Origin of the sequence: Reinekea sp., from assembly GCF_046710285.1 — a bacterium.
Classification (GTDB): Bacteria; Pseudomonadota; Gammaproteobacteria; order Pseudomonadales; family Natronospirillaceae; genus Reinekea.
The window spans coordinates 63933-82932 of sequence record NZ_JBKEGY010000007.1 but is presented as its reverse complement, the minus strand read 5'-3'; the positions used below and the strand labels follow the sequence as shown (position 1 = coordinate 82932).

At 43.7% G+C, this 19000-nt stretch carries 24 protein-coding genes; 18 read left to right on the top strand and 6 right to left on the bottom strand.

All coding sequences use genetic code 11. The annotated features are described in order from the left end of the window. Positions 1–4 precede the first annotated feature (4 nt). Together ACI882_RS07050 and ACI882_RS07045 are read left to right on the top strand one after the other, a co-directional pair. Complete coding sequence (locus tag ACI882_RS07050; RefSeq protein ID WP_411745295.1) at positions 5–487, top strand: hypothetical protein; 483 nt, start codon at positions 5–7, stop codon at positions 485–487. Next, complete coding sequence (locus ACI882_RS07045; RefSeq protein ID WP_411745294.1) at positions 484–972, top strand: c-type cytochrome; 489 nt, start codon at positions 484–486, stop codon at positions 970–972. Before ACI882_RS07050 ends, ACI882_RS07045 begins: the two co-directional genes overlap by 4 nt. Before the next feature lie 114 nt (positions 973–1086). Here ACI882_RS07045 and ACI882_RS07040 read toward each other — a convergent pair whose 3' ends face one another. Then, on the bottom strand, positions 1087–1521 hold the full coding sequence (locus tag ACI882_RS07040) for a MerR family DNA-binding transcriptional regulator (RefSeq protein WP_411745293.1): 435 nt from the start codon (positions 1519–1521) through the stop codon (positions 1087–1089). 75 nt (positions 1522–1596) lie between these two features. On the opposite strand from ACI882_RS07040, the gene ACI882_RS07035 reads away from it, so the two are divergent. The 9 genes from ACI882_RS07035 (at position 1597) to lepB (ending at position 7030) form a co-directional block, all read left to right on the top strand. Further along, entirely contained in the window at positions 1597–2502 is a 906-nt protein-coding gene (locus ACI882_RS07035; RefSeq protein ID WP_411745292.1) for a cation transporter, read from the top strand. A gap of 452 nt (positions 2503–2954) precedes the next feature. Continuing rightward, the gene (locus tag ACI882_RS07030) at positions 2955–3053 is read left to right on the top strand and encodes a S26 family signal peptidase (RefSeq protein WP_411745291.1); all 99 of its coding nucleotides are present in this window, start codon (positions 2955–2957) and stop codon (positions 3051–3053) included. 118 nt (positions 3054–3171) lie between these two features. Next, positions 3172–3429 (top strand): tyrosine-type recombinase/integrase, encoded by a 258-nt coding sequence (locus tag ACI882_RS07025; RefSeq protein ID WP_411745290.1) that lies wholly within the window; start codon positions 3172–3174, stop codon positions 3427–3429. A gap of 50 nt (positions 3430–3479) precedes the next feature. Next, entirely contained in the window at positions 3480–3743 is a 264-nt protein-coding gene (locus ACI882_RS07020; RefSeq protein ID WP_411745289.1) for a CopG family ribbon-helix-helix protein, read from the top strand. Next, positions 3728–4027: a type II toxin-antitoxin system RelE/ParE family toxin gene (locus ACI882_RS07015; protein ID WP_411746795.1), complete on the top strand. Its 300-nt coding sequence runs from the start codon at positions 3728–3730 to the stop codon at positions 4025–4027. Before ACI882_RS07020 ends, ACI882_RS07015 begins: the two co-directional genes overlap by 16 nt. Positions 4028–4150: 123 nt before the next feature. Then, on the top strand, positions 4151–5461 hold the full coding sequence (locus ACI882_RS07010) for a hypothetical protein (protein WP_411745925.1): 1311 nt from the start codon (positions 4151–4153) through the stop codon (positions 5459–5461). After that, complete coding sequence (locus tag ACI882_RS07005; protein ID WP_411745926.1) at positions 5458–6189, top strand: hypothetical protein; 732 nt, start codon at positions 5458–5460, stop codon at positions 6187–6189. The genes ACI882_RS07010 and ACI882_RS07005 overlap by 4 nt, the downstream gene beginning before the upstream one ends. Next, a complete protein-coding gene (locus ACI882_RS07000) occupies positions 6186–6539 on the top strand; it encodes a hypothetical protein (protein ID WP_411745927.1) in 354 nt (117 codons plus the stop codon). Before ACI882_RS07005 ends, ACI882_RS07000 begins: the two co-directional genes overlap by 4 nt. Positions 6540–6568: 29 nt before the next feature. Beyond that, a complete protein-coding gene (lepB, locus tag ACI882_RS06995) occupies positions 6569–7030 on the top strand; it encodes a signal peptidase I (protein ID WP_411745928.1) in 462 nt (153 codons plus the stop codon). A 153-nt stretch (positions 7031–7183) separates the two neighbouring features. Here lepB and ACI882_RS06990 read toward each other — a convergent pair whose 3' ends face one another. Next, positions 7184–8209, bottom strand: coding sequence for an AAA family ATPase (locus ACI882_RS06990; RefSeq protein ID WP_411745929.1), 1026 nt, complete (start codon positions 8207–8209; stop codon positions 7184–7186). Further along, a complete protein-coding gene (gene pnuC / locus ACI882_RS06985) occupies positions 8206–8799 on the bottom strand; it encodes a nicotinamide riboside transporter PnuC (protein ID WP_411746794.1) in 594 nt (197 codons plus the stop codon). Before pnuC ends, ACI882_RS06990 begins: the two co-directional genes overlap by 4 nt. Positions 8800–8991: 192 nt before the next feature. Here pnuC and ACI882_RS06980 point away from each other — a divergent pair, with 192 nt between their 5' ends. The 6 genes from ACI882_RS06980 (at position 8992) to ACI882_RS06955 (ending at position 15213) form a co-directional block, all read left to right on the top strand. Continuing rightward, positions 8992–9735, top strand: a complete 744-nt coding sequence (locus tag ACI882_RS06980) for an NUDIX hydrolase (RefSeq protein ID WP_411745931.1) — start codon at positions 8992–8994, stop codon at positions 9733–9735. 21 nt (positions 9736–9756) lie between these two features. Then, positions 9757–10680 (top strand): ADP-ribosylglycohydrolase family protein, encoded by a 924-nt coding sequence (locus tag ACI882_RS06975; RefSeq protein ID WP_411745932.1) that lies wholly within the window; start codon positions 9757–9759, stop codon positions 10678–10680. Further along, a complete protein-coding gene (locus tag ACI882_RS06970; protein WP_411745933.1) occupies positions 10668–10991 on the top strand; it encodes a rhodanese-like domain-containing protein in 324 nt (107 codons plus the stop codon). Before ACI882_RS06975 ends, ACI882_RS06970 begins: the two co-directional genes overlap by 13 nt. Before the next feature lie 57 nt (positions 10992–11048). Then, positions 11049–12869 carry a protein adenylyltransferase SelO gene (locus tag ACI882_RS06965; protein ID WP_411745934.1) on the top strand — a complete coding sequence of 607 codons (1821 nt, stop codon included), beginning with the start codon at positions 11049–11051 and terminating at the stop codon, positions 12867–12869. Between the two features lie 714 nt (positions 12870–13583). Continuing rightward, on the top strand, positions 13584–14468 hold the full coding sequence (locus ACI882_RS06960; RefSeq protein WP_411746793.1) for a hypothetical protein: 885 nt from the start codon (positions 13584–13586) through the stop codon (positions 14466–14468). A gap of 121 nt (positions 14469–14589) precedes the next feature. After that, on the top strand, positions 14590–15213 hold the full coding sequence (locus ACI882_RS06955) for a TetR/AcrR family transcriptional regulator (protein ID WP_411744805.1): 624 nt from the start codon (positions 14590–14592) through the stop codon (positions 15211–15213). 78 nt (positions 15214–15291) lie between these two features. On the opposite strand, the gene alr is transcribed toward ACI882_RS06955, so the two are convergent. The 3 genes from alr to ACI882_RS06940 form a co-directional block, all read right to left on the bottom strand. Next, positions 15292–16374 (bottom strand): alanine racemase, encoded by a 1083-nt coding sequence (gene alr / locus ACI882_RS06950; protein ID WP_411744806.1) that lies wholly within the window; start codon positions 16372–16374, stop codon positions 15292–15294. Positions 16375–16457: 83 nt separating this feature from the next. After that, a complete protein-coding gene (locus ACI882_RS06945) occupies positions 16458–16841 on the bottom strand; it encodes a RidA family protein (RefSeq protein WP_411744807.1) in 384 nt (127 codons plus the stop codon). 52 nt (positions 16842–16893) lie between these two features. Continuing rightward, on the bottom strand, positions 16894–18150 hold the full coding sequence (locus tag ACI882_RS06940; RefSeq protein WP_411744808.1) for a D-amino acid dehydrogenase: 1257 nt from the start codon (positions 18148–18150) through the stop codon (positions 16894–16896). 140 nt (positions 18151–18290) lie between these two features. On the opposite strand from ACI882_RS06940, the gene ACI882_RS06935 reads away from it, so the two are divergent. Then, positions 18291–18782: an Lrp/AsnC ligand binding domain-containing protein gene (locus ACI882_RS06935; protein ID WP_411744809.1), complete on the top strand. Its 492-nt coding sequence runs from the start codon at positions 18291–18293 to the stop codon at positions 18780–18782. The last annotated feature ends 218 nt before the right edge of the window (positions 18783–19000 follow it).

Here is a 19000-nt window from a genome sequence, read left to right as displayed (position 1 = left end):
CGTCATGTCTGAGTCATTTAAACTCCCTTTTAATCTAACTTGGCGAACAGTTCTAATTTTAACGATTGCTTCATTTTTTCTGAATTTCTTTTGGGAAATGTGGCAAATGCCATTCTTCACATTTAACGGTGAGGATGACTACTGGAGAATGAATTGGGTGTGTACAAAAGCAAGTATTGGCGATGCAGTCATTTCATTGATTTCATTTTTAGTGACAGCGTGGGTCTCTAAAGATGTAAGTTGGTATCGGCCCCCCAATATGAATTTCATAACTATCTATTTATTGGTGGGAATTGGAATAACAGTTGTCTTAGAGTGGATAAATACTGCCGTACTTTTTAACTGGGAATATAAAGATACTATGCCTGTTGTCCCGGTTCTGGGAACGGGACTAACCCCAATATTACAATGGATTATTATTCCTTTGTTAATACTGTTTATTTTAAATCGATTAACGATTCATGAATTTGATAAGGATGAAATATGAGGGTTATATTGCTGCTATTAGCATTGATTACGGTTGCTTGTTCTGACAATGGAAAGTCTATTGAAAATGGACCAAGCGACGAAAGTAAGCTCACTGTCGCTAATGTAGATTTGACACCAAAAAAAGGTACCGGCCGTTGGTACACTAGTTTGCAGTTAGAAGAAGGAAATAAAATTTATAGTGAGAATTGTGCTTCTTGTCATGGCAAAGCCGCTGCTTCAGTCGAAGAGTGGCGCAAGCCAGACAGTAACGGTAATTATCCACCGCCTCCTTTAAATGGTAGAGCTCACGCTTGGCACCACCCTTTGAGTATTATGGACAAAGTAATAAGTGAGGGAGGAGAACCACTTGGCGGAGTAATGCCTGCTTGGGGATCTGTTTTGTCAGAAGGCCAGAGGCTAAAAGCAGTAGCCAGCTTTCAACAGTATTGGGATGATGAAACATACGGTCGCTGGATGGAAAGAGAAGAGTCGAGTAGAGAATAGTTGGTGAATTTTTAATGATAGGAAGGTGCGGGTCGCACGAGTGGGCGGCTTGTGGCTTAGGCTTGGCCGCAATCCTATTTAAAGCAGTCGGTCCAATATTATTGAAGAAAAGAATTATTGTGGATCCAAAAAGGCGAGAACGTTGGGAGCAAGTATGAATCCAAAACGTAAACAAAGGCTGATTCTTATTTTATTAGGTGACCTAGCTGTGTCACATTTCAGTCTTAGCTTTGTGAGGTCTTCTTGAAGTGTTTGTAAATCTTTAATGCGAGACTCCACGTCCAATAGGTGATTGTCAATTATCTCATTTACCTCTTCACAAGGAGCACATGATAAGTGCTGCAATGAAATTAGGTGCTTAGTTTCGCTAAGTGTCAGGTCTATCGCTCGGCAATTCTTTATAAATGCCAGTTTATCTAGAACCTCGAAATCATATATCCGGAAGTTTCCTTCAGTACGCTCAGGTTGGGATATTAGGCCCTCCTTCTCATAGTAACGAATGGCCTGGACTGTACAGCCACTGAGTTTTGCTAACTTGCCTATTTTCATTAAACTCACCTTGACTCTATAGTTAGAATAGAGTTTACACTCTCCTTCTAACATGTAAACCAGAGGTACTAAAATATGGCTAACGACTCTAATAGTTGCGGTTGCAACGGCAGGCAAGACGCGTCAAATGGGCGGCCATCGCAAACTGAACGTGACACTCAAGCTGCGATGAACCATCTGAGCGTGTTTAATGTCCCTCAGATGGATTGCCCATCCGAAGAGAATTTGATTCGCACCGCATTTGCTGGCTACGATGAATCTTTTATTTTCGACTTCGACCTGATTGCTCGTAAAGTGAGCATCTATCATTCTGATATGGCGGATAAAGTGGAAAAAACCATGAAGTCTGTTGGGCTTGGAGCAACGCTGGTCTCCTTTGAGGAAGTAGATCAAAATGCCATTCAGTCAGCTGTAGCAGCCTCGTCAGGTAATGAAGCACGAGAAGCACAGGTATTACGATGGCTTCTAGCCATTAATGGCATCATGTTTCTACTTGAGCTGGGCGTCGGTATTGTTGCGCAATCTACCGGGCTTATCGCGGATTCACTTGATATGTTCGCCGATGCGATGGTTTACGGAGTGTCATTATACGCGGTGGGCAAGGCCGCAAGGTTCAAACTGAATGCAGCTCACTTTTCTGGTTGGTTACAGTTCGTACTTGCATTGGGTGTTCTATTAGAAGTTATCAGGCGCTTTTTTTATGGGAGCGAACCAGTGTCAGCGCTCATGATGGGCTTTGGCACAGTGGCCCTGATAGCGAACGTCCTTTGTCTTTTATTGATCTTCAAGTCACGAAACCAGGGCTCCCACATGAAAGCGAGCTGGATATTCTCAGCTAATGACGTAATTGCCAATGTAGGCGTCATTACTGCGGGACTATTGGTGTCAGTGACAGGTTCTCAATACCCTGATTTAGTGATCGGGCTGCTGATTGCGGGTCTCGTCATGTGGGGAGCGGTTCGCATTTTGCGGCTGAAATAAACACGATATGATCAATTCGACAATTTATGACCCATAATAAACTAATATTCTTGTTTATTAGTGGCTTACTCAGCGCATGTGCAAGCAATAATCGGTCAAACTATGTTACTTCTATCGGCACCGAGGATCTCACCCCAAAAAAACCAGTCAACGTAATTATTTATCAAGAAAGAAATTTGGAAGCGCGAGAAAACAAAGAAGTTTTTAATCAAGCAGCCAATGAAATATTAAGCGCTCATGTGTGTTGCCAGAAGCCCAAGCCATATACGAGGAAATGGAAGACTTCAGCATAGGGTTCATAAAAAACCTTGAGTCTGTGGTCTGTAAGAATTAACAAGACAAGGTTGCATCGCCACTTCGTGGCTGGACTGCTTCGCAGCCGAAACTTTTTGGGTTATTCACTAGGGAGATAGGTAAATGGACTGCTTGAAAACATAGAAGGCTACTTTGTATTGGGCGACAACCCAAGCAACAGCACCGATAGCCGAGAATTTGGTGTGGTGCCTCATGACCAGATAGTCGGCTTAGTTGTACAAGTCTTTTCCTTTTAAGTGGCTTAAAAGGATACCCACTTTAGATCGCTGTTCGAGGTGACAACCATAGCTACATTTGAACGTCGGTCTAACATGTGTGTCCAGATAAGTTAGTTGCTACTTGTTCCGGCACACGATGGCCACCTTAATGCAGGAGAACGGCGCGGACATCCGCTTTGTCCAAGTCATGTTGGGCTATGTAAAACTGGACACGACGCAGATCTACACGCAAGTGAGCATCAAGAAGCTGAAAGAGGTGTATAACCTGAAGCATCCGGCGAAGGCGAGGCGGACAAAGACCGTTGATTGGGAAGAGAACAAATTGGGGCCAGACGCCACCGAGGTCAGCTGGTTCTCTGCTTTAGCCGGTGCGGAAAACATGGAAGATGATTAAATGGAATGTTATCGTTGTTAAACATTGTTGAACAGGTAAGGAGCCGACCTATGTTAGGTGTCCGATTGGATGAGCAGCTTGAAAGCCGTTTAGCGGCTTTGGCCGAGAAAACACATCGCTCCAAGAGCTACTTGGCCAAAGAAGCGTTAACCCGCTATATCGAAGAAGAAGAGCGCAAACAGCGCGAAAACGAACTGACGATGGCGCGTTGGGAGGAGTACCAAGAAACCGGCGAGACCGTGAGAAATGACGACATGATAGAATGGCTCGACTCTTGGGGTACGGATCAGGAGAAACCATGCCCAGTGAAATAACCTGGTTGCCTGGAGCGACCAACGACGTAAAGCGCCTAAGAGACTTCATTAAATCTGCCAACCCCCGTGCGGCACACCGTGCCGCCAAACGTATCTTAGAAGGTCTGCACATCCTGCAAGATAACCCGGAAGCAGGCGTCCCTGTAGAAAACCTTACCGACTATCGAGAACTGATGCTCAGCTTTGGCGCGGGTGATTATATCATCCGATATCGACGAGAAAACCCGAACCGAGTGGTGATCGTCCGAATTCGTCACAGCCGAGAAGACGGCTTTAAAGATTGAGAACACAAGCCCAATTTCTTTGCCTTACCGGCAGAAGATTGGGAAGGCGACGAGCCTCCGCCAGCGGTAGACGCGTTTGATGGGGTATCTGAAGAAGATGATGTCGCGATGTTAAGTTGGCCGATGCAGCAACTAACAACGGTTCATGCTGGCAAGAAGAGTCGGGCACTGAAAATCAGTAAAGTTAAAATCAAAAAAATGATTAAAAGCATTGCTCGGGATTTAGACGCAGAAGGTATCGGTGAAATACCAACAGCGATTAAATCGTTTAATAAAGCCTTACGAGACAAAGGCGTGACGGCAGAAGTGCGTCGATTAGCTAGTAACCCGAAAGTACTTGTGAGCACCGCTGTACTGTCGTTAAAAGGAGGGTCTCGCGCTATTAAGTCGGTCATGACCGGTAAATCTAATATGCGTTTTGCACCAGCCACGATGATGGGTATGATCGCCTATGTGGAATGGGAACTTAAATGCGGCAAAGCCTTGGATGGCCGAGGGGGTGATGCCACTGAGTTGGAATGCGGTGGCAAAGGTATTCGGACGGAACACAACCGTGATGCTGTTAATACATTGTATAAACGAGGCTTCAGTGGTGTTGTGGGTGGAAAGTTTAAAGAAGAAGAACATAACGACCCTCCAAACTATACCGTGTTTCATGGAGGTGGCCACGGGGCATTATTTCACTTAAGTCAGGTGGCTTATTATCAGTTGCAATACCGGGCAGGGGTTGGCAACCCGATTAAACAGATAGAGGGCAGTCGATGGGTTTATTTTTATGAAAATGAGGATGGCAAAGATGAGCAAAGCGATAAAGATGATTCTTCAAAGACAGTAATGAATGACCTTACAGCCTTTGGCTACAATCGTTGGATCGATATTGTTTTAGAAGTTGAAACGGCTTTAGGTAAAAAAGAACAATGGATTGAACTAAAATCTTATGCGGGTAAAAACGAAGATTCGAAGCGTCATTTGCCTAAGTCCAACTTAAAGGAGTGGGAGATAGCTAAGCCCAAAGTTAAAGCAGGCAGTGCAGGCATGCACAAACAGTTTTCGATAGACCGCGCAGCCGCCACCGTTGGGCATGCTTGGAGACCAATAGAAGGGAGACCGGCAGATTTTACGCGCGTTGATGTGATTAATGATCCACGTTGGCGTTTTCAAAAGTTTGCGCCACGCAAAAAAGCGCCAAGCAATAAGGGCATGGGATACAGTCTGGACATTACCAGTACCAAAAAGGGCTCAGTCCGTAGTATCTTTAAGAATAAACTCGGCAATGTCACGAGCTTCCCAGAAATGGTGAAAACCAACTGGGGTAATACCGCACCCGTGGCAGGGTCGTATCTTGAAGAAGCCAGCATGGCAACGTTATTAAAAGACTTAATTAAATATGGGTTTGGAGAAGCCGCGGATGCGGCAGCAGAGGAATATTTATGACACAACCATTGGCGGAGTTATTTCCGGAAATACAAACCGAGGCTTGGCAGAAAGAACGTGAAGAATGTTGGTTGCTTGCTTTGGAAAAAGGGGAATGGAAAAGTGAGTACCGGAAAAAAGACCTCGAAAGAATTAGGCATTATTTTTTTACTGGGGAGGTATTGGACGATCTACCAATAACAAAGTACACAGGCTATATGATTGATTTATTCCCAATCCAAACCAAAGCCGGTTACGACTATTACTACCAAACACATGAGTTCACACAAGACCAGGTTGAAGGCAATATCCGGAGTGCATTTCTTAATCAAGAATCAAAAGGTATGCGTTGGCAAGAACAAAAGGCATATTTTGACTACCATGTTGGGCAGGAATACAAACCAGAAATTACCCTTGTGACGGCTGGGAAAGAAGTTGTCATTTCACTTGACGCGATTGGCGATTTTGAATCGATGATAGCAAAATTTTCTATTTTTTTAAGAAAAGGAGTGGGGGCCGGCGCAGAAAAAATACTTTATTTTGTTCATTATTTTGAAAGCTTGGTTAATTATATTGAAAATAATAATATCGACGCGTCAAAAATTGACAGTGAAATGATGCTAAAGCTAGTTGAACGAGTAAAAAGCGGTGAAACTGGAAGCAAAAAAGAGTCGGTAATTCCCTATCAGAAAAAACTGATTGAGGCGTTGTTACCCATTATGGAACGACTTGAGCGCAGTTTAAAATGATTGAATCCTACGCTACATTTGAAATTATGTTCGACAAAGCCAGCCAACTTAAGTGGTTGGCATTAGTTGAAGGCCTAGCCCAAAACCAGCATGGCGCCTACTTGGAGGAGTTCGCAGAAGTCTTTGGTGAGGCTGCTAAAAATATCCTCGAACCCTTATTGGATATCTGGGATGAAGCCCGTGACGAAATTGATACGCGCGGCTCAACCATCTCAGAAGGCAAAGCCACTATTGAAATGAGCGGTTACCACATTTTGGAACCCAGCATAGAACCGATGACACAGTTCCTTAAAGCCTGTGGCGCGTCAGACGTTGAAGTAAACACAACGTTAGATTCCGATTACTGTTAATGCCCAAGTTAGCGAAACGATTTCTCATTATGTTTTTTTCGCTCGTTCTAGTGACGATGGTTTTGTTCGCAAGCTGGCAAAACCGCCAAGCTTGGTTCGGTTACGACCTATACCGGGTTGAATCCTATTCAATGCTGCCCACCTTAAAACCTAACGATGTCGTATTGGTTAAATTATTCCAAGAACCGGGTAAGGGTGAACTGAATCCTCAAGATATAGTGGTACTTCGCTCACCGCATGACCCAACATCAAAACTAATAAAACGCCTGGTACACATTCCAGGAGACACCGTCACCTACAGCCAAACCACAACCGAGCTAGACCCAAAATCTCGCTTACCACAAGTTATCCGTAAAACACGCACGCTTGAAAACATAGAAGGCTACTTTGTATTGGGCGACAACCCAAGCAACAGCACCGATAGCCGAGAATTTGGTGTGGTGCCTCATGACCAGATAGTCGGCTTAGTTGTACAAGTCTTTTCCTTTTAAGTGGCTTAAAAGGATACCCACTTTAGATTCTACACTAGAAAACTCCGCAAATAAGTTCTACAAAGTGGAGTTTTCGGATTTTTCCAACAGTCCAACCAAACTATCTCATCACGAGTGGAACAGCAAAGCTTGAAAGCGACCATACAAGCTAAGTTACATTTCACCTAGAAGTGTGTGTAGTTTCTCCCGCCATGTTCCCTCCATAACAGTATATTCAACGTTCCGGTATTCCAGCTCTTTCAAATACCATTCATGCTGAAACTGACGAAAAGACTCATCACTTCTTGTACCGTCTTGGACCATTGGAAAGTCAGGTGCGCATAGGTATATCTTGTTATAGCGTCTGTCGGCGGCATGGTCCAAAATTTGCGGCCGGTAGCCAAACATATACTCGAAATAGAGTAGGGTTGTAAGCGGGGAGGTATCACAAATCAGGTGTTTATTGGCACTCATTCTAAGGTGGTCTTCACGTTGGCATTGCACTTTTGCTATTTCAAGTAGGTCTTGCTCAGTAAGAGTTCCGTTATTGCTTTCCCATAGCTCACGACCGTATTCTTGGCACAATGGCTCGTTTATATTCTTCGCCAGCGCATTTGATAGTGTACTTTTCCCTGTAGATTCGGCACCAATTAAACATAGGCTGCTTACAAAGTAATCGTTTGCTACAACAGTGCTTATGTAGTCTTCTGAATTTTTAGATTTCTCTCGAATCTTAGTCGCACTTATTGGAACATGAGCCCGATCAATGTCTAACAAATGGTGTGAGATATTGATATAAGTAGGGTTATGCTTGCGATAGCAATCTGTGAGGTGTTCTGCGAAGCCATTGCCATAGCTTTCACTCGAAAAAACATCCGTAATGTAATGTTGATACTTGTTTAAAATTTGAAAGCAAAATTGTCGATGGATATCGGCATGAGCAATATTGCTTGCGTAAGGCAGCTTGAATTCAGTGCACAATCGTTGCACATCCCATTCGGATAACACAATTACCTGAGCGGTAGGGAAGCTATTTTTAAGCCAGCGCTGGCGCAATTTAGCGTGAGTGTTGGTAAACTCTGGTACTGAATAACTAATAATGATGAGTTCATCAACACACTTTAAAGACTGATTGATAAGGAATTCATGCCCCCTATGTAAAGGGGCGAACTTACCCACCACTAAGCCTACCCGCTTCATGATAGTTTCACTTTAACAGTGGGGGTTACTTTGGTTTTTTGGGTATCTTTGGACCACATATATAAACCGTACCAGGCATTAAACCAAAACCCTATATACAAAATACCTGTAAGGTAAAGCTCTCTGCTTATGTAGAGTGGAACGGCCAATGTGTCGACTACGATCCAAAAGATCCACGTCTCTAACCGTCTTTTCATTAACAGCAATTGTGCGAGCACGCTGAACATGAGTACAGCCGAATCAACAAAGGGCGCGTATGCATTCGTTAGCCAGTAGAGTATTGCACCGTAAATAATTGTGGTGACGAGGGCCGATAAAGTAAAAAGTACAATATACTTATAGGCTGTCGCTCGGATAGGAGAAAGGGCGTTACCTTTTTTCCAGTACATCCAGCCGTAGATAGACGTTCCTAAGTAAAATACCATTAGTGTTACATCTGCATAGAGCTGTACCTTAAAAAACAAAGCCGAAAAGAGCACAGTTCCTATAATACCCGTCCACCAGGTATGGATGTTATTCCTGGCGGCTAAGGCAATAGAGACCAGATAAAACGCATTTGCAGACCATTCAAGTAATGTCAGAGTATTCAAGTTTAAGTCCTTTTTTGTTAAACCGTTAATCACATAATTAAACTCATGGATATAGTGTCTTAAAGACTCTATTGGATCAATGGATTTGTGTGGGGGAAGAGGTTTTAATTTAGCGAGCAATTATTGAGTAAACCGAGCTGAAGGGTGGGCCGGCATTTACGTTCTTTCCAAAATAGCTTAGTATGAGTCCAAATGACACGAAATAGGCTGGTTATGTTCAACTCTGAGAAGAGCTTTTTATCAAAATATGATGCAAAAGAGTTTCCAGTGATGTTGGTGACGGTTGACACCGTGCTGCTTACCTATCATGAGGACCAACTAAAAGTCTTATTGGTTAAGCGCGCAAACTACCCAGAGAAGGGCAAGTGGGGCTTACCTGGAGGCTTTTTAAACCAGCAAAGTGATGACAGTTTAGAAGCCGCTGCGATTCGCAGTATTCAGCTTAAAACCAGCGTAAAACCTGGGTATATGGAGCAAGTAGCTACGGTGGGTTCAGAACAAAGGGACCCTAGAGGTTGGTCTGTATCCGTTGTGTATACCGCGTTAATGCCCCATGAACAAAGTGCTTTTCATATAGAGTCGGTTGAAGATGTTCGGTGGGTAAGTGTCGAAACGTTAAGCACTCTAGAGATTGCATTCGATCACCAAGAGCTGATCAGCCTAGCCGTTTTACGACATAAACAAAAAGCACTGTATTCTTTTGTACCTGTGTTTGCGTTAACGCAGCCTTTTACATTGACTGAGTTGCGCCGTGTACATGAATTGCTCATTGGCAAATCGATTCAACGAAAGAGTTTCATACGCCGTGCGGAAGCATCAGAGATGTTGGTCGATACGGGAAAGTTGCGTCAAGAAAGAGGCCGGCCAGCAACGCTGTATCGAGCCAAGCCAAAAATAGCCGATTATCGCTTCGTGAGAAATATTGAAGCCGATTAAATGTTAGGCATAGGGGAGTAAATGGAAGATAAAATAGTGGGGGCGTTAATTGGTTTGGCTTGTGGAGATGCCGTTGGTACAACCTTAGAATTTAAGCCTAGAGGTACCTTTGAACCCCTTGCCGATATGATCGGGGGAGGCCCGTTTAGGCTTCAGCCAGGGCAATGGACTGACGATATGTCTATGGCTTTATGTCTTGCTCATAGCCTTATACATAAGCAAGGCTTTGATCCTGTAGATCAGATGAACCGATATTGTAACTGGTATCAGCACGGTTATATGAGCAGTACCGGCCATTGCTTCGATATTGGCATGACTGTTTCTGCGGCGCTTAATAAATACCTGCGAACTCATGATCCATTTGCCGGGTCGGTTGAAGAGCACTCATCTGGCAACGGCTCACTTATGCGCTTGGCGCCTATCCCCATGGTTTATAATTCAGATATCGAAGCCTGTATTCATTTTGCGGGTGAAAGCTCTCGCACTACTCATGGTTCTGCAGAATGTGTTGATAGCAGTCGTTTATTTGCAAGCCTTATTTTCCAGGCTTTCCGCACCGAAGATAAATCCGCTATTTTTGAACGTAATACCTATAATCCATCCAGCGAAAAAGTGGTTAACCTTGCTAATCGAGATTTTCTCAATAAAGGTTATCAAGACCTAACCGGCAGTGGTTATGTTATCGAAAGCTTAGAGTCCGCACTTTGGTGCTTTATGAACGGCACTTCGTTTGAAGAGTGCATTCTTCTGGCGGCTAATATTGGCAATGACGCAGATACAACCGCAGCGATTTGTGGTCAGATAGCGGGTGCTTACTATGGTGTTAGCAATATTCCAGAGCGATGGGTGTCTAAACTCACCCTGTCGGGAGATATCAAGGACGTTGGCAGGGCGTTGATGCGAGTGTCTAATTCAGCTGAGGATTTTTACCAATGCAAAACATAACAGCAACCCAGTTAGCAACTTGGCTTGAGGATAAGGCAGTTGAGAAGCCAATTTTACTAGATGTACGTGAGCCTTGGGAATTTCAAACTTGCCACATAGACGGCTCGATATCGATGCCTATGGGCAGTATTTCAGATAAACTATCTCAGTTGAACGCCAAGTTGCCGGTGGTTTGTATCTGTCATCACGGCATACGGAGTAGGCAAGTCGGGTTGTTTCTAGAACAGAATAATTTTAACCAAATCATTAATTTAACTGGGGGCGTACAGGCTTGGGCAGAGCAGGTTGACGAGTCGATGCCAACCTATTGAAGCGGTTTAGAACGCCGCCCTCTACACAGTTAATTTTAGTGAAAAAGGAGCTCAGCTTTGCAGACGACTGATCCGAAAAAAAATTCAAATATCGCAGCAGATTCATCACTTGATTCGGCTAATTATGCCAAACAAAATACCTCAATACCGAGTGTTGTCGAAAAGATAAGCAATCTTAAACAACTGGCATTGCTGGCGAATTACTCGCTTATGGACACGCTTAACTGTGATCCAGATGCAAAGTCTGATGGTGTTGATCATTCTCCGCGTCAGGTGTTTACCGGTCACTATGTACCGGTTAGTACTACGCCTATCCCAAACCCAGAGTACGTCACGCACAGTAAAGCTTTTTTTAACGAATTGGGCTTTGCCGACAGTTTGGCCGAGTCTGCCGATTTTGTGAGCATGTTTTCTGGAGACCTATCACAAGTGCCAGAACCAATGCGTAGGCTCGGCTGGTCGTGTGGTTATGCATTATCTATTTATGGTACAGAATACATTCAACAGTGCCCATTCCAAACGGGTAATGGCTATGGCGATGGTCGTGCCATGTCTGTACTAGAGGCCGTTATAAACGGTCAACGTTGGGAAATGCAGTTAAAAGGCGGCGGTCGAACCCCCTATTGCCGAGGTGCCGACGGCCGTGCTGTGTTGCGATCAAGTATTCGAGAGTTTCTCGCGCAAGAGCACATGAATGCACTGGGAGTCGCCACGTCCCGATCATTAAGTTTGTATGTGTCAAAAACTGAAAAAGTCCGGCGGCCTTGGTATTCAAAAGGTTCACGATCTTGGGATCCAGACCAACTCGTATTGGAACCTGTTGCCATCTCTACACGCGTTGCTCCTTCCTTCATTCGGGTGGGCCAGCTCGAGCTTTTTGGTCGTCGTGCTCGCAATAACGAACATCCAAATGCAAAGCTTGAGCTTGGAAAAATCGTTTTACACTTGATCGAACGTGAATACAGTGACGTTATCGACTCAACACTGGCCAGCCATGAAAAAATACTCTTGCTCGCGCATGAGTTCCGAAACCGGCTGGCATCACTCGTTGCGAATTGGATTCGGGTAGGTTATTGCCAAGGCAATTTCAACAGTGATAACTGTGCAGCTGGTGGTTTTACACTTGATTACGGCCCATTTGGATTTTGTGAAGTTTTTGATCCTAGGCTTCAGCCTTGGACGGGTGGCGGTGAGCACTTCTCTTTTTTGAATCAACCGGCAGCCGCTGAACGCAACTTTCAGATGTTTTGCTCAGTGTTACGACCATTGTTAATCGATAATGAGGAATCACTTAAACAGCTCAACAACCTCCAAGAAGGCTTTTCTTCAGTCATGGAAACGCAGTTAACAAGTATGTGGGCTGCTAAGCTGGGACTAGATGCTTTTGATGAATCTTTGTTTAGTGAACTTACGACTCTAATGGTACAAACTCCGGTCGATTACACTTTATTCTTCCGAGAATTATCGGCAATACCTGATGATTTAGAGCCGCTTAAAAAGAGCTTTTATAGAGTACGAGATTCGTCAGCCGATAGCCCCCAATCGTCAAATCAAAAGGATTATCAAAGTTTAGAGGACCGCTGGTTACTCTGGTTTAGGCGCTGGCAGTCAGTTATCGACACTTCACCAATTTCACGCGAGGTCCTGTCTAAACAAATGAAACGTGTTAATCCAAAATACAGTTTACGTGAATGGATCGTCGCCCCAGCTTATGAACAAGCAGCGACTGGGGACTACTCGCTATTACGTGAGTTACAAGAAATTATGACTCACCCATATGATGAGCAATCGAAAGTCATTGAAGAAAAGTATTATAAGTTAAAGCCAGCTGAATTCTTTGAAACCGGTGGGTTGTCACATTTGAGCTGCTCATCTTAGTAGATTGTCCCATCGTTCAAAACTCATAAGGCCACCTTTAACTCAGGGTGGCCTTTTGTTTGGGCGGCGGACTCAGATCAAGAACTTATTTCAGGCCCTCCGTTTAAAGAAAGTTAAGCGTAGCTCACTTGGTATTCTATGTGCCGTTCTGCCCTTTTTAGCACTATTTCATGCAAATACCATGTGTAAAAACGAACTAAACTAGACAGGCACTTGGAGAATCATAAATCGAATTTGACCTGCATCCGGTTCCCATAACTTACCAGTACAAACATCTTCGCTAGAAAAGCACTGCAACTATTAGAGTTTATGAACATTTAAGTATTGGTTTCTCAAGTATTGAACGAAATCAATACTTTGACATCAAGTTTAAATAAAGTAATTACAAAAAATTAGTTGCTAAGATAAACGCTAGATAACTTGAGTTATACCACTCAAATACGTTTGCAGATCGAATTGTACCAGTACTTACTACGCAAGTACTGCTGTTTTTTTCCGCTGTCATTGCTATAGCTTCATTTCTATTTTAGACAAATATTTTGATTAGGGGGGATTGTATTGCAAGTCGACAACGATAGTGATTTGCTCGCCTAAATCTTGATCGATATCAATAATTCAGTACCAATTTCAATTAGAGTAATTACTCAAATAAGTGGTTCCGCTAGCTTCGATTCAATTGATGCAAAAGCGGATAATTGATCGTTAGGAGGCAGTATGGGTATTCCAGTTTGGCAATATGCTTTAACCATGGGTGGCTACATCGGTATCTTATTGGTGTTAGTCGAGGTGATGCGCAAAAACCCAAAATTTGCTTTGGTTTTTTGGTTGGCATCGTTATTAACATTCCCGCTTTGGTTTGACTATTTAGATGGTTGGTTTCGATGGGCCAAAACATTAAGCGTGCTTCTGCCCACTGCACTCGTGGTTGGGTTTGCTAGAATCGCTTGGCTAAATAAAGACAATTCCCATCGGTTTTTAGCTTTTTTCCGAGGTGACTGGGTATTAAAGTTCCTTTACGGTATTTTGTTCCTCAATATTGCCGAGGCGACCTTGAAAGATTTCGCTACCGCTAATTACTTCAATGCCATTTGTGGTGTTATTCTTTGTATTACTATTCCGTTTCCGCGCTACAAAAATGGTGAGCGAGTTTATTGGGTTATCGGAAAAGATAAGCCGAATGATTTGTTGTTTTATTCAACAGCGGCTTGGAACTTCTTATACACAACTTGGAACCTGGCGTTTGTGTATGGAGAAGCAGGTCCGTTCTTCGCGTCATCGATGTGTATCTTGATTGCCGCTGAACTGTATCCTTTGTTGAAAGGTCGTCCGGAGTTATATATTACAGCACGTGTTTATACACTGGCGCTTCATATTCTAATTCGATCATGCAGTGAGATATTCGTCCCTTTGATGGATTCAAGCACTTGGATGAATGAGCAGGTTTTATGGACTTGGGGTGTTATCAACTTGGTTATGCATGTGCCGTTCTTAGTGTGGTTTTTCTGGAAGAAAAAATCCAGCGCAACAAAAGAACCGCCTTATGGTAAGCATTTGCCGCCGTTGGTAAAGGATTACCCGAAACAGAGTGCTTTTGTATAGCGAGCATATTTCCTCGCGATTACTTAAATATCAATATCGGAACTGGAGGCGCTTTAAATTGCGCCTCTTTTTATGCGCGGTAATATGATAATATTCACCATCAATTGTTAACGATGCCGATATGAAAACCAAAGACAAAATAATTCAGGCGAGTTTAAAGCTGTTTAATCAACAAGGCGAACGAGTGGTGACGACTAACCACATTGCTGAGCATTTGAATATTAGCCCTGGTTTATTGTATTACCATTTCAAAAATAAAGAGTCGATCATTCAGGCGATTTTTTTGGAATATACCTTACATATTAAAAATGCCATTACGGTACCGAATGACACAAGTGATCCGTCTGAATTTCTCGCGACCTATTGCGACGATATTTTTGAAGGCATTTGGCATTATCGGTTCCTTCATCTCAGTATGCCGACCTTATTAATACAGCATAACGAACTGCATAATCATTATTTGGAAGCTCACCAGCTTTTAATAGCTCGGGCAAGCAGCGCTGTACAATGGTTACGTGATTTTGAGTTGATAGAGATTGAAGAAAACCAAATAGCGACACTGGTTGACCTGATGCGTCTCGTGACGGGTTTTTGGGTAGGCTTTAGTATCGCCAACCACCTCGGAACAGAGCTCACCAAAAAGCAAGTGCACGCTGGCCGAGAGCATCTTATCGCTCTATTAGCGCCTTATGCCACGCCAAGCGGAAAAGTTATTTTTAATAATCTTAGCACTACTGTCCCATAGTTTAGAAGCGGTGAGTCGCTGAACCCCGCGTAAAGCCTGAGATATCTATGAAACAGCATGTAATCTTAGTGAACAGCTTTACTCGTTAATGTACTTTTTATGTACGCGGCGGGTAATGCCGGTAAACAAGGTATAAGGAATAGTATCGCAATAGGAGGCAACCTCTGCGGCGGCTAATTCGTTGCCCCATAGCTCTACTTTTGAACCAACGGCTACGCCCTCTATTTGGGTTAAATCTACTGTCAGCATGTCCATAGAAACACGACCAATAATTGCTGTACGTTGGCCATTGACGATGATGGGTGTGCCATCTACGGCGTGGCGCGGATAGCCATCGGCATAACCCATTGCCACCGTTCCCACAAGAGTAGGTTGGTTGCAAATATGACGGTGGCTGTAACCAACGCCTTCGCCTGCGGGCACTTCGCGTATTGCAATAATTTCAGAGGTCAGCGTCATAACTGGCTTGAGTTTATCGGCTAGTGGGTGCGGGTTTGAAAACGGAGTCGCGCCATAAAGCATAATACCCGGGCGTTGGAAGTTGCGTCGGGTGTTGTCATGGCCAAGTAAGGCGGCGCTGTTAGCGATGCTAACGGGTGCTTTTAAGGTTTGGCTGAATTCATCAAAGCAGTTGATTTGTTTTTTTGTAATAGGGCAGTTTAGGCTGTCTGCGTTGGCGAAATGGCTCATCAAAACAATGTCGGCCACTTGCTCTAGGTTGTTAAGGCGTTCATAGGCTTCATGATAGTCGTTGGGCATTATGCCTAGACGATGCATGCCGCTGTCCATTTTTAGCCAGACAGTCATTGGTTTAGATAAATGAGCTTGCGCGATGGAATCAATTTGTTCAACGCTGTGTACGGCACACCAAAAGTTATTCTCACTGATAATCGGCAGTTCGTCTTTTGTAAAAAAACCCTCTAACAATAAAATAGGCTTGTTGATGCCTGCTTCACGCAATTCTAGAGCTTCTTCAATGCAAGCCACACCGAAAGCATCGGCATCAGGTTCGAGTGCAAAAGCCATTTTCACGGCACCGTGACCGTAGGCATCGGCTTTTATAATGGCGACAGCCTGTTGTGTGGGTGCGAGTGATTTGGCCAAACGGTAATTTTCACGGAAAGCGGCTAAATCTATAGTCGCGGTGGCAGCTCTAGCCATGCTATCTCTCTCATCAATCTTGTTATAGTCGATCTATTCGAAACTACGACGCCGTAACTTAGGCGTCATCGTTTGATAAAAACTTAAAGCGCCATAATAGCTTCAATTTCAATGTCGGCATCTTTGGGCAGCGCTTTTACTGCATAGGCTGCACGGGCAGGGTACGGCTCAGAAAAGTACTGGCTCATGAGTTCATTCACTTGGTTAAAGTACTTTAAATCAGATAATAAAATTGTCATCTTTGCAAAGTTCGAAAGATCACCGCCGGCGGCTTCGGCCACTGCTTTTAGGTTTTCAAAAACTTGTACAGCTTGTGCTTCAAATGATTCGGTGACCATTTCCATTGTTTTAGGGTTTAATGGAATCTGACCCGAAAGGTAAACCGTGTCGCCAACTTTGACCGCTTGTGAATAAGGGCCAATTGCTGCGGGTGCATTTTCGGTACTGATAATCGTTTTAGTAGACATACTCGTTCCTTTGATAAAATTAAATCACAATCATTTTATAGTTACGTGCTGTTTATGCATAGCGCGCGATAGATAATCCTTCAGGATCAATGTCGGATGTTTTGTTGTCAATGATGTCACTGAGCAGCTTTGCTGAGCCTAATGACATGGTCCAACCAAGAGTACCGTGGCCAGTATTTAGATACAAATTTGAATAGGATGTACCGCCAATAACTGGCACGCTGTCCGGTGTCATTGGGCGTAAGCCTGTCCAAAACTCGGCCTTGCTTACTTTGGTTGCGCCAGGGAACATATCTTGAATAACAAAGTCGACAGCCGCTCTACGTTTTTCTGGGCATTCTAAGTTAAATGAGGCAATTTCTGCGGTGCCGCCGACACGAATGCGATCTTCAAACCTTGTGACGGCTATTTTATAAGTCTCATCCATTATAGTCGATAAAGGTGCTCGGCTTTCGTCTTCTATTGGCAAGGTTAGCGAATAGCCTTTGATAGGATAAATAGGGACCTTAATACCAACAGTTTTTAGAATTTTAGGTGAGTAGCTACCCAACGCGCAAACAAAAGCATCGGCAGCGATGGTGCCGTTCGATGTAGTGGCGCTGGTAATTTTGCCGTTGGCTTCGTTTAAACGCTCGATATCGGTATTCAATAAAAAATTCACGCCGAGCTTTTCGCATTCTTTTGCAAGTTCTGTGGTGAACATGAAGCAATCACCGGTTTCATCTCCGGGCAAACGCAGACCGCCAACAAACTTGTCTTTAACGTGTGCCAGTGCAGGTTCGTGTTCGATACAGCCGTCCATATCTAGCGCTTGATGTTGAATCCCCAGCTCTTTTAATACTTTGATATCTTTTTGCAGGGCGTCTATTTGCTTTTGCTTGCGGAATAGCTGCAGAGTACCTTGCTGGCGAGCGTCATAAACAATGTCGAGCTCTTTACGCAAATCCACGAAGCAATCTCGGCTGTATTCGGCAATGCGTAACATCCGTTCCTTATTCACTTGGTATGCACGAGTGTTGCAGTTGGCCAGCATTTTCATCATCCAAGAAAGGGTGTAACCGTCGAGCTCTTTGACGTTAATCATGAAAGGGGCAAGGTCTTGCATCATCCAACCGATAGCTTTTAATGGCACTCCGGGTCCGGCCCAAGGCATGCTATAACCAGGAGAGATCATCCCTGCGTTGGCATGACTGGTTTCTTGCGCCACACTATCTTGACGGTCAATCACGGTGACTTGATGCCCAGACTTTGCTAAATACCACGCGCTGGCTACTCCTAGAACGCCGCCACCCAATATCGTTATGTGCATGATTAACCTCAAAAAATATAGTTATTATGGATATGAAGATCGCCTAGTTTAGGTGAAAATAATAAGGTTATTACTTTGATTTTTCGGTATAAAAAGGATAAAACACTTAAATTATATAAAATAACAGGTGAAAGTGTCGTATGGCTGAGTTTAAGAAGCGCGAGTTAGATCGGCTCGATAGAAATATTTTGCATGCGTTGCAGCAAGATGCACGTATCAGCTATGTAGATTTAGCTGAAAAAGTAGGTTTAAGCTCAACGCCTTGCATTGAGCGGGTGAAGCGCTTAGAAAAAGACGGCTATATAGAAGGCTACTACACTCGCCTTAACCCTAAAGCGCTGGGCTATGGCATGTTGGTGTTTGTTGAAATTTCGTTGTCTTATCAATCACCCGATGCATTTCAAACCTTTAATCAGGCCGTATCTCGCTTGCCTTATATTCTTGAATGTCACCTAGTTTCAGGCGATGCAGATTATCTACTCAAAGCTCGTATAGAAGATATGTCCGAGTACCGAGCTTTACTAGGTGATATGTTGTTAACGTTGCCAGGCGTGAAGCACTCAAAAAGCTACATCGTTATGGAAGAGGTCAAGGAAACTCAAGAGTTACCCTTAACATCCGCCTCAAGATAAGAACGAAGTAGTAAAAACTCCAGTCACATCCCCACCAAAAATCATCGCTAATTATTTACAGTTATAATAATTAGCGAATCATCGCTAAATCGAATAAAAAAACTAGCTAGTCTATTTGCAATGTTAATCAACAGTTGGCAAGGTAGGTAATCTTTGACCATCAGGCGATTTTTCATTTTCTGGGCTCCCAGAAAGAGGGTGCGTAAAAAAGTTATAAC

Bases quoted from the DNA above. Each gene is read 5' to 3' on its own strand.
- ACI882_RS07005 (WP_411745926.1), top strand. From the start codon at position 5,458: ATGACACAACCATTGGCGGAGTTATTTCCGGAAATACAAACCGAGGCT.
- ACI882_RS07025 (WP_411745290.1), top strand. From the start codon at position 3,172: ATGGCCACCTTAATGCAGGAGAACGGCGCGGACATCCGCTTTGTCCAA.
- ACI882_RS06990 (WP_411745929.1), bottom strand. From the start codon at position 8,209: ATGAAGCGGGTAGGCTTAGTGGTGGGTAAGTTCGCCCCTTTACATAGG.
- ACI882_RS06970 (WP_411745933.1), top strand. From the start codon at position 10,668: ATGCAAAACATAACAGCAACCCAGTTAGCAACTTGGCTTGAGGATAAG.
- ACI882_RS06955 (WP_411744805.1), top strand. From the start codon at position 14,590: ATGAAAACCAAAGACAAAATAATTCAGGCGAGTTTAAAGCTGTTTAAT.
- ACI882_RS06935 (WP_411744809.1), top strand. From the start codon at position 18,291: ATGGCTGAGTTTAAGAAGCGCGAGTTAGATCGGCTCGATAGAAATATT.
- ACI882_RS06940 (WP_411744808.1), bottom strand. From the start codon at position 18,150: ATGCACATAACGATATTGGGTGGCGGCGTTCTAGGAGTAGCCAGCGCG.
- ACI882_RS06945 (WP_411744807.1), bottom strand. From the start codon at position 16,841: ATGTCTACTAAAACGATTATCAGTACCGAAAATGCACCCGCAGCAATT.
- lepB (WP_411745928.1), top strand. From the start codon at position 6,569: ATGTTTTTTTCGCTCGTTCTAGTGACGATGGTTTTGTTCGCAAGCTGG.
- ACI882_RS07010 (WP_411745925.1), top strand. From the start codon at position 4,151: ATGCAGCAACTAACAACGGTTCATGCTGGCAAGAAGAGTCGGGCACTG.
- ACI882_RS07050 (WP_411745295.1), top strand. From the start codon at position 5: ATGTCTGAGTCATTTAAACTCCCTTTTAATCTAACTTGGCGAACAGTT.
- ACI882_RS06980 (WP_411745931.1), top strand. From the start codon at position 8,992: ATGACACGAAATAGGCTGGTTATGTTCAACTCTGAGAAGAGCTTTTTA.
- ACI882_RS07000 (WP_411745927.1), top strand. From the start codon at position 6,186: ATGATTGAATCCTACGCTACATTTGAAATTATGTTCGACAAAGCCAGC.
- ACI882_RS06975 (WP_411745932.1), top strand. From the start codon at position 9,757: ATGGAAGATAAAATAGTGGGGGCGTTAATTGGTTTGGCTTGTGGAGAT.
- ACI882_RS07045 (WP_411745294.1), top strand. From the start codon at position 484: ATGAGGGTTATATTGCTGCTATTAGCATTGATTACGGTTGCTTGTTCT.
- ACI882_RS07020 (WP_411745289.1), top strand. From the start codon at position 3,480: ATGTTAGGTGTCCGATTGGATGAGCAGCTTGAAAGCCGTTTAGCGGCT.
- ACI882_RS07035 (WP_411745292.1), top strand. From the start codon at position 1,597: ATGGCTAACGACTCTAATAGTTGCGGTTGCAACGGCAGGCAAGACGCG.
- ACI882_RS06960 (WP_411746793.1), top strand. From the start codon at position 13,584: ATGGGTATTCCAGTTTGGCAATATGCTTTAACCATGGGTGGCTACATC.
- alr (WP_411744806.1), bottom strand. From the start codon at position 16,374: ATGGCTAGAGCTGCCACCGCGACTATAGATTTAGCCGCTTTCCGTGAA.
- ACI882_RS07015 (WP_411746795.1), top strand. From the start codon at position 3,728: ATGCCCAGTGAAATAACCTGGTTGCCTGGAGCGACCAACGACGTAAAG.
- ACI882_RS07040 (WP_411745293.1), bottom strand. From the start codon at position 1,521: ATGAAAATAGGCAAGTTAGCAAAACTCAGTGGCTGTACAGTCCAGGCC.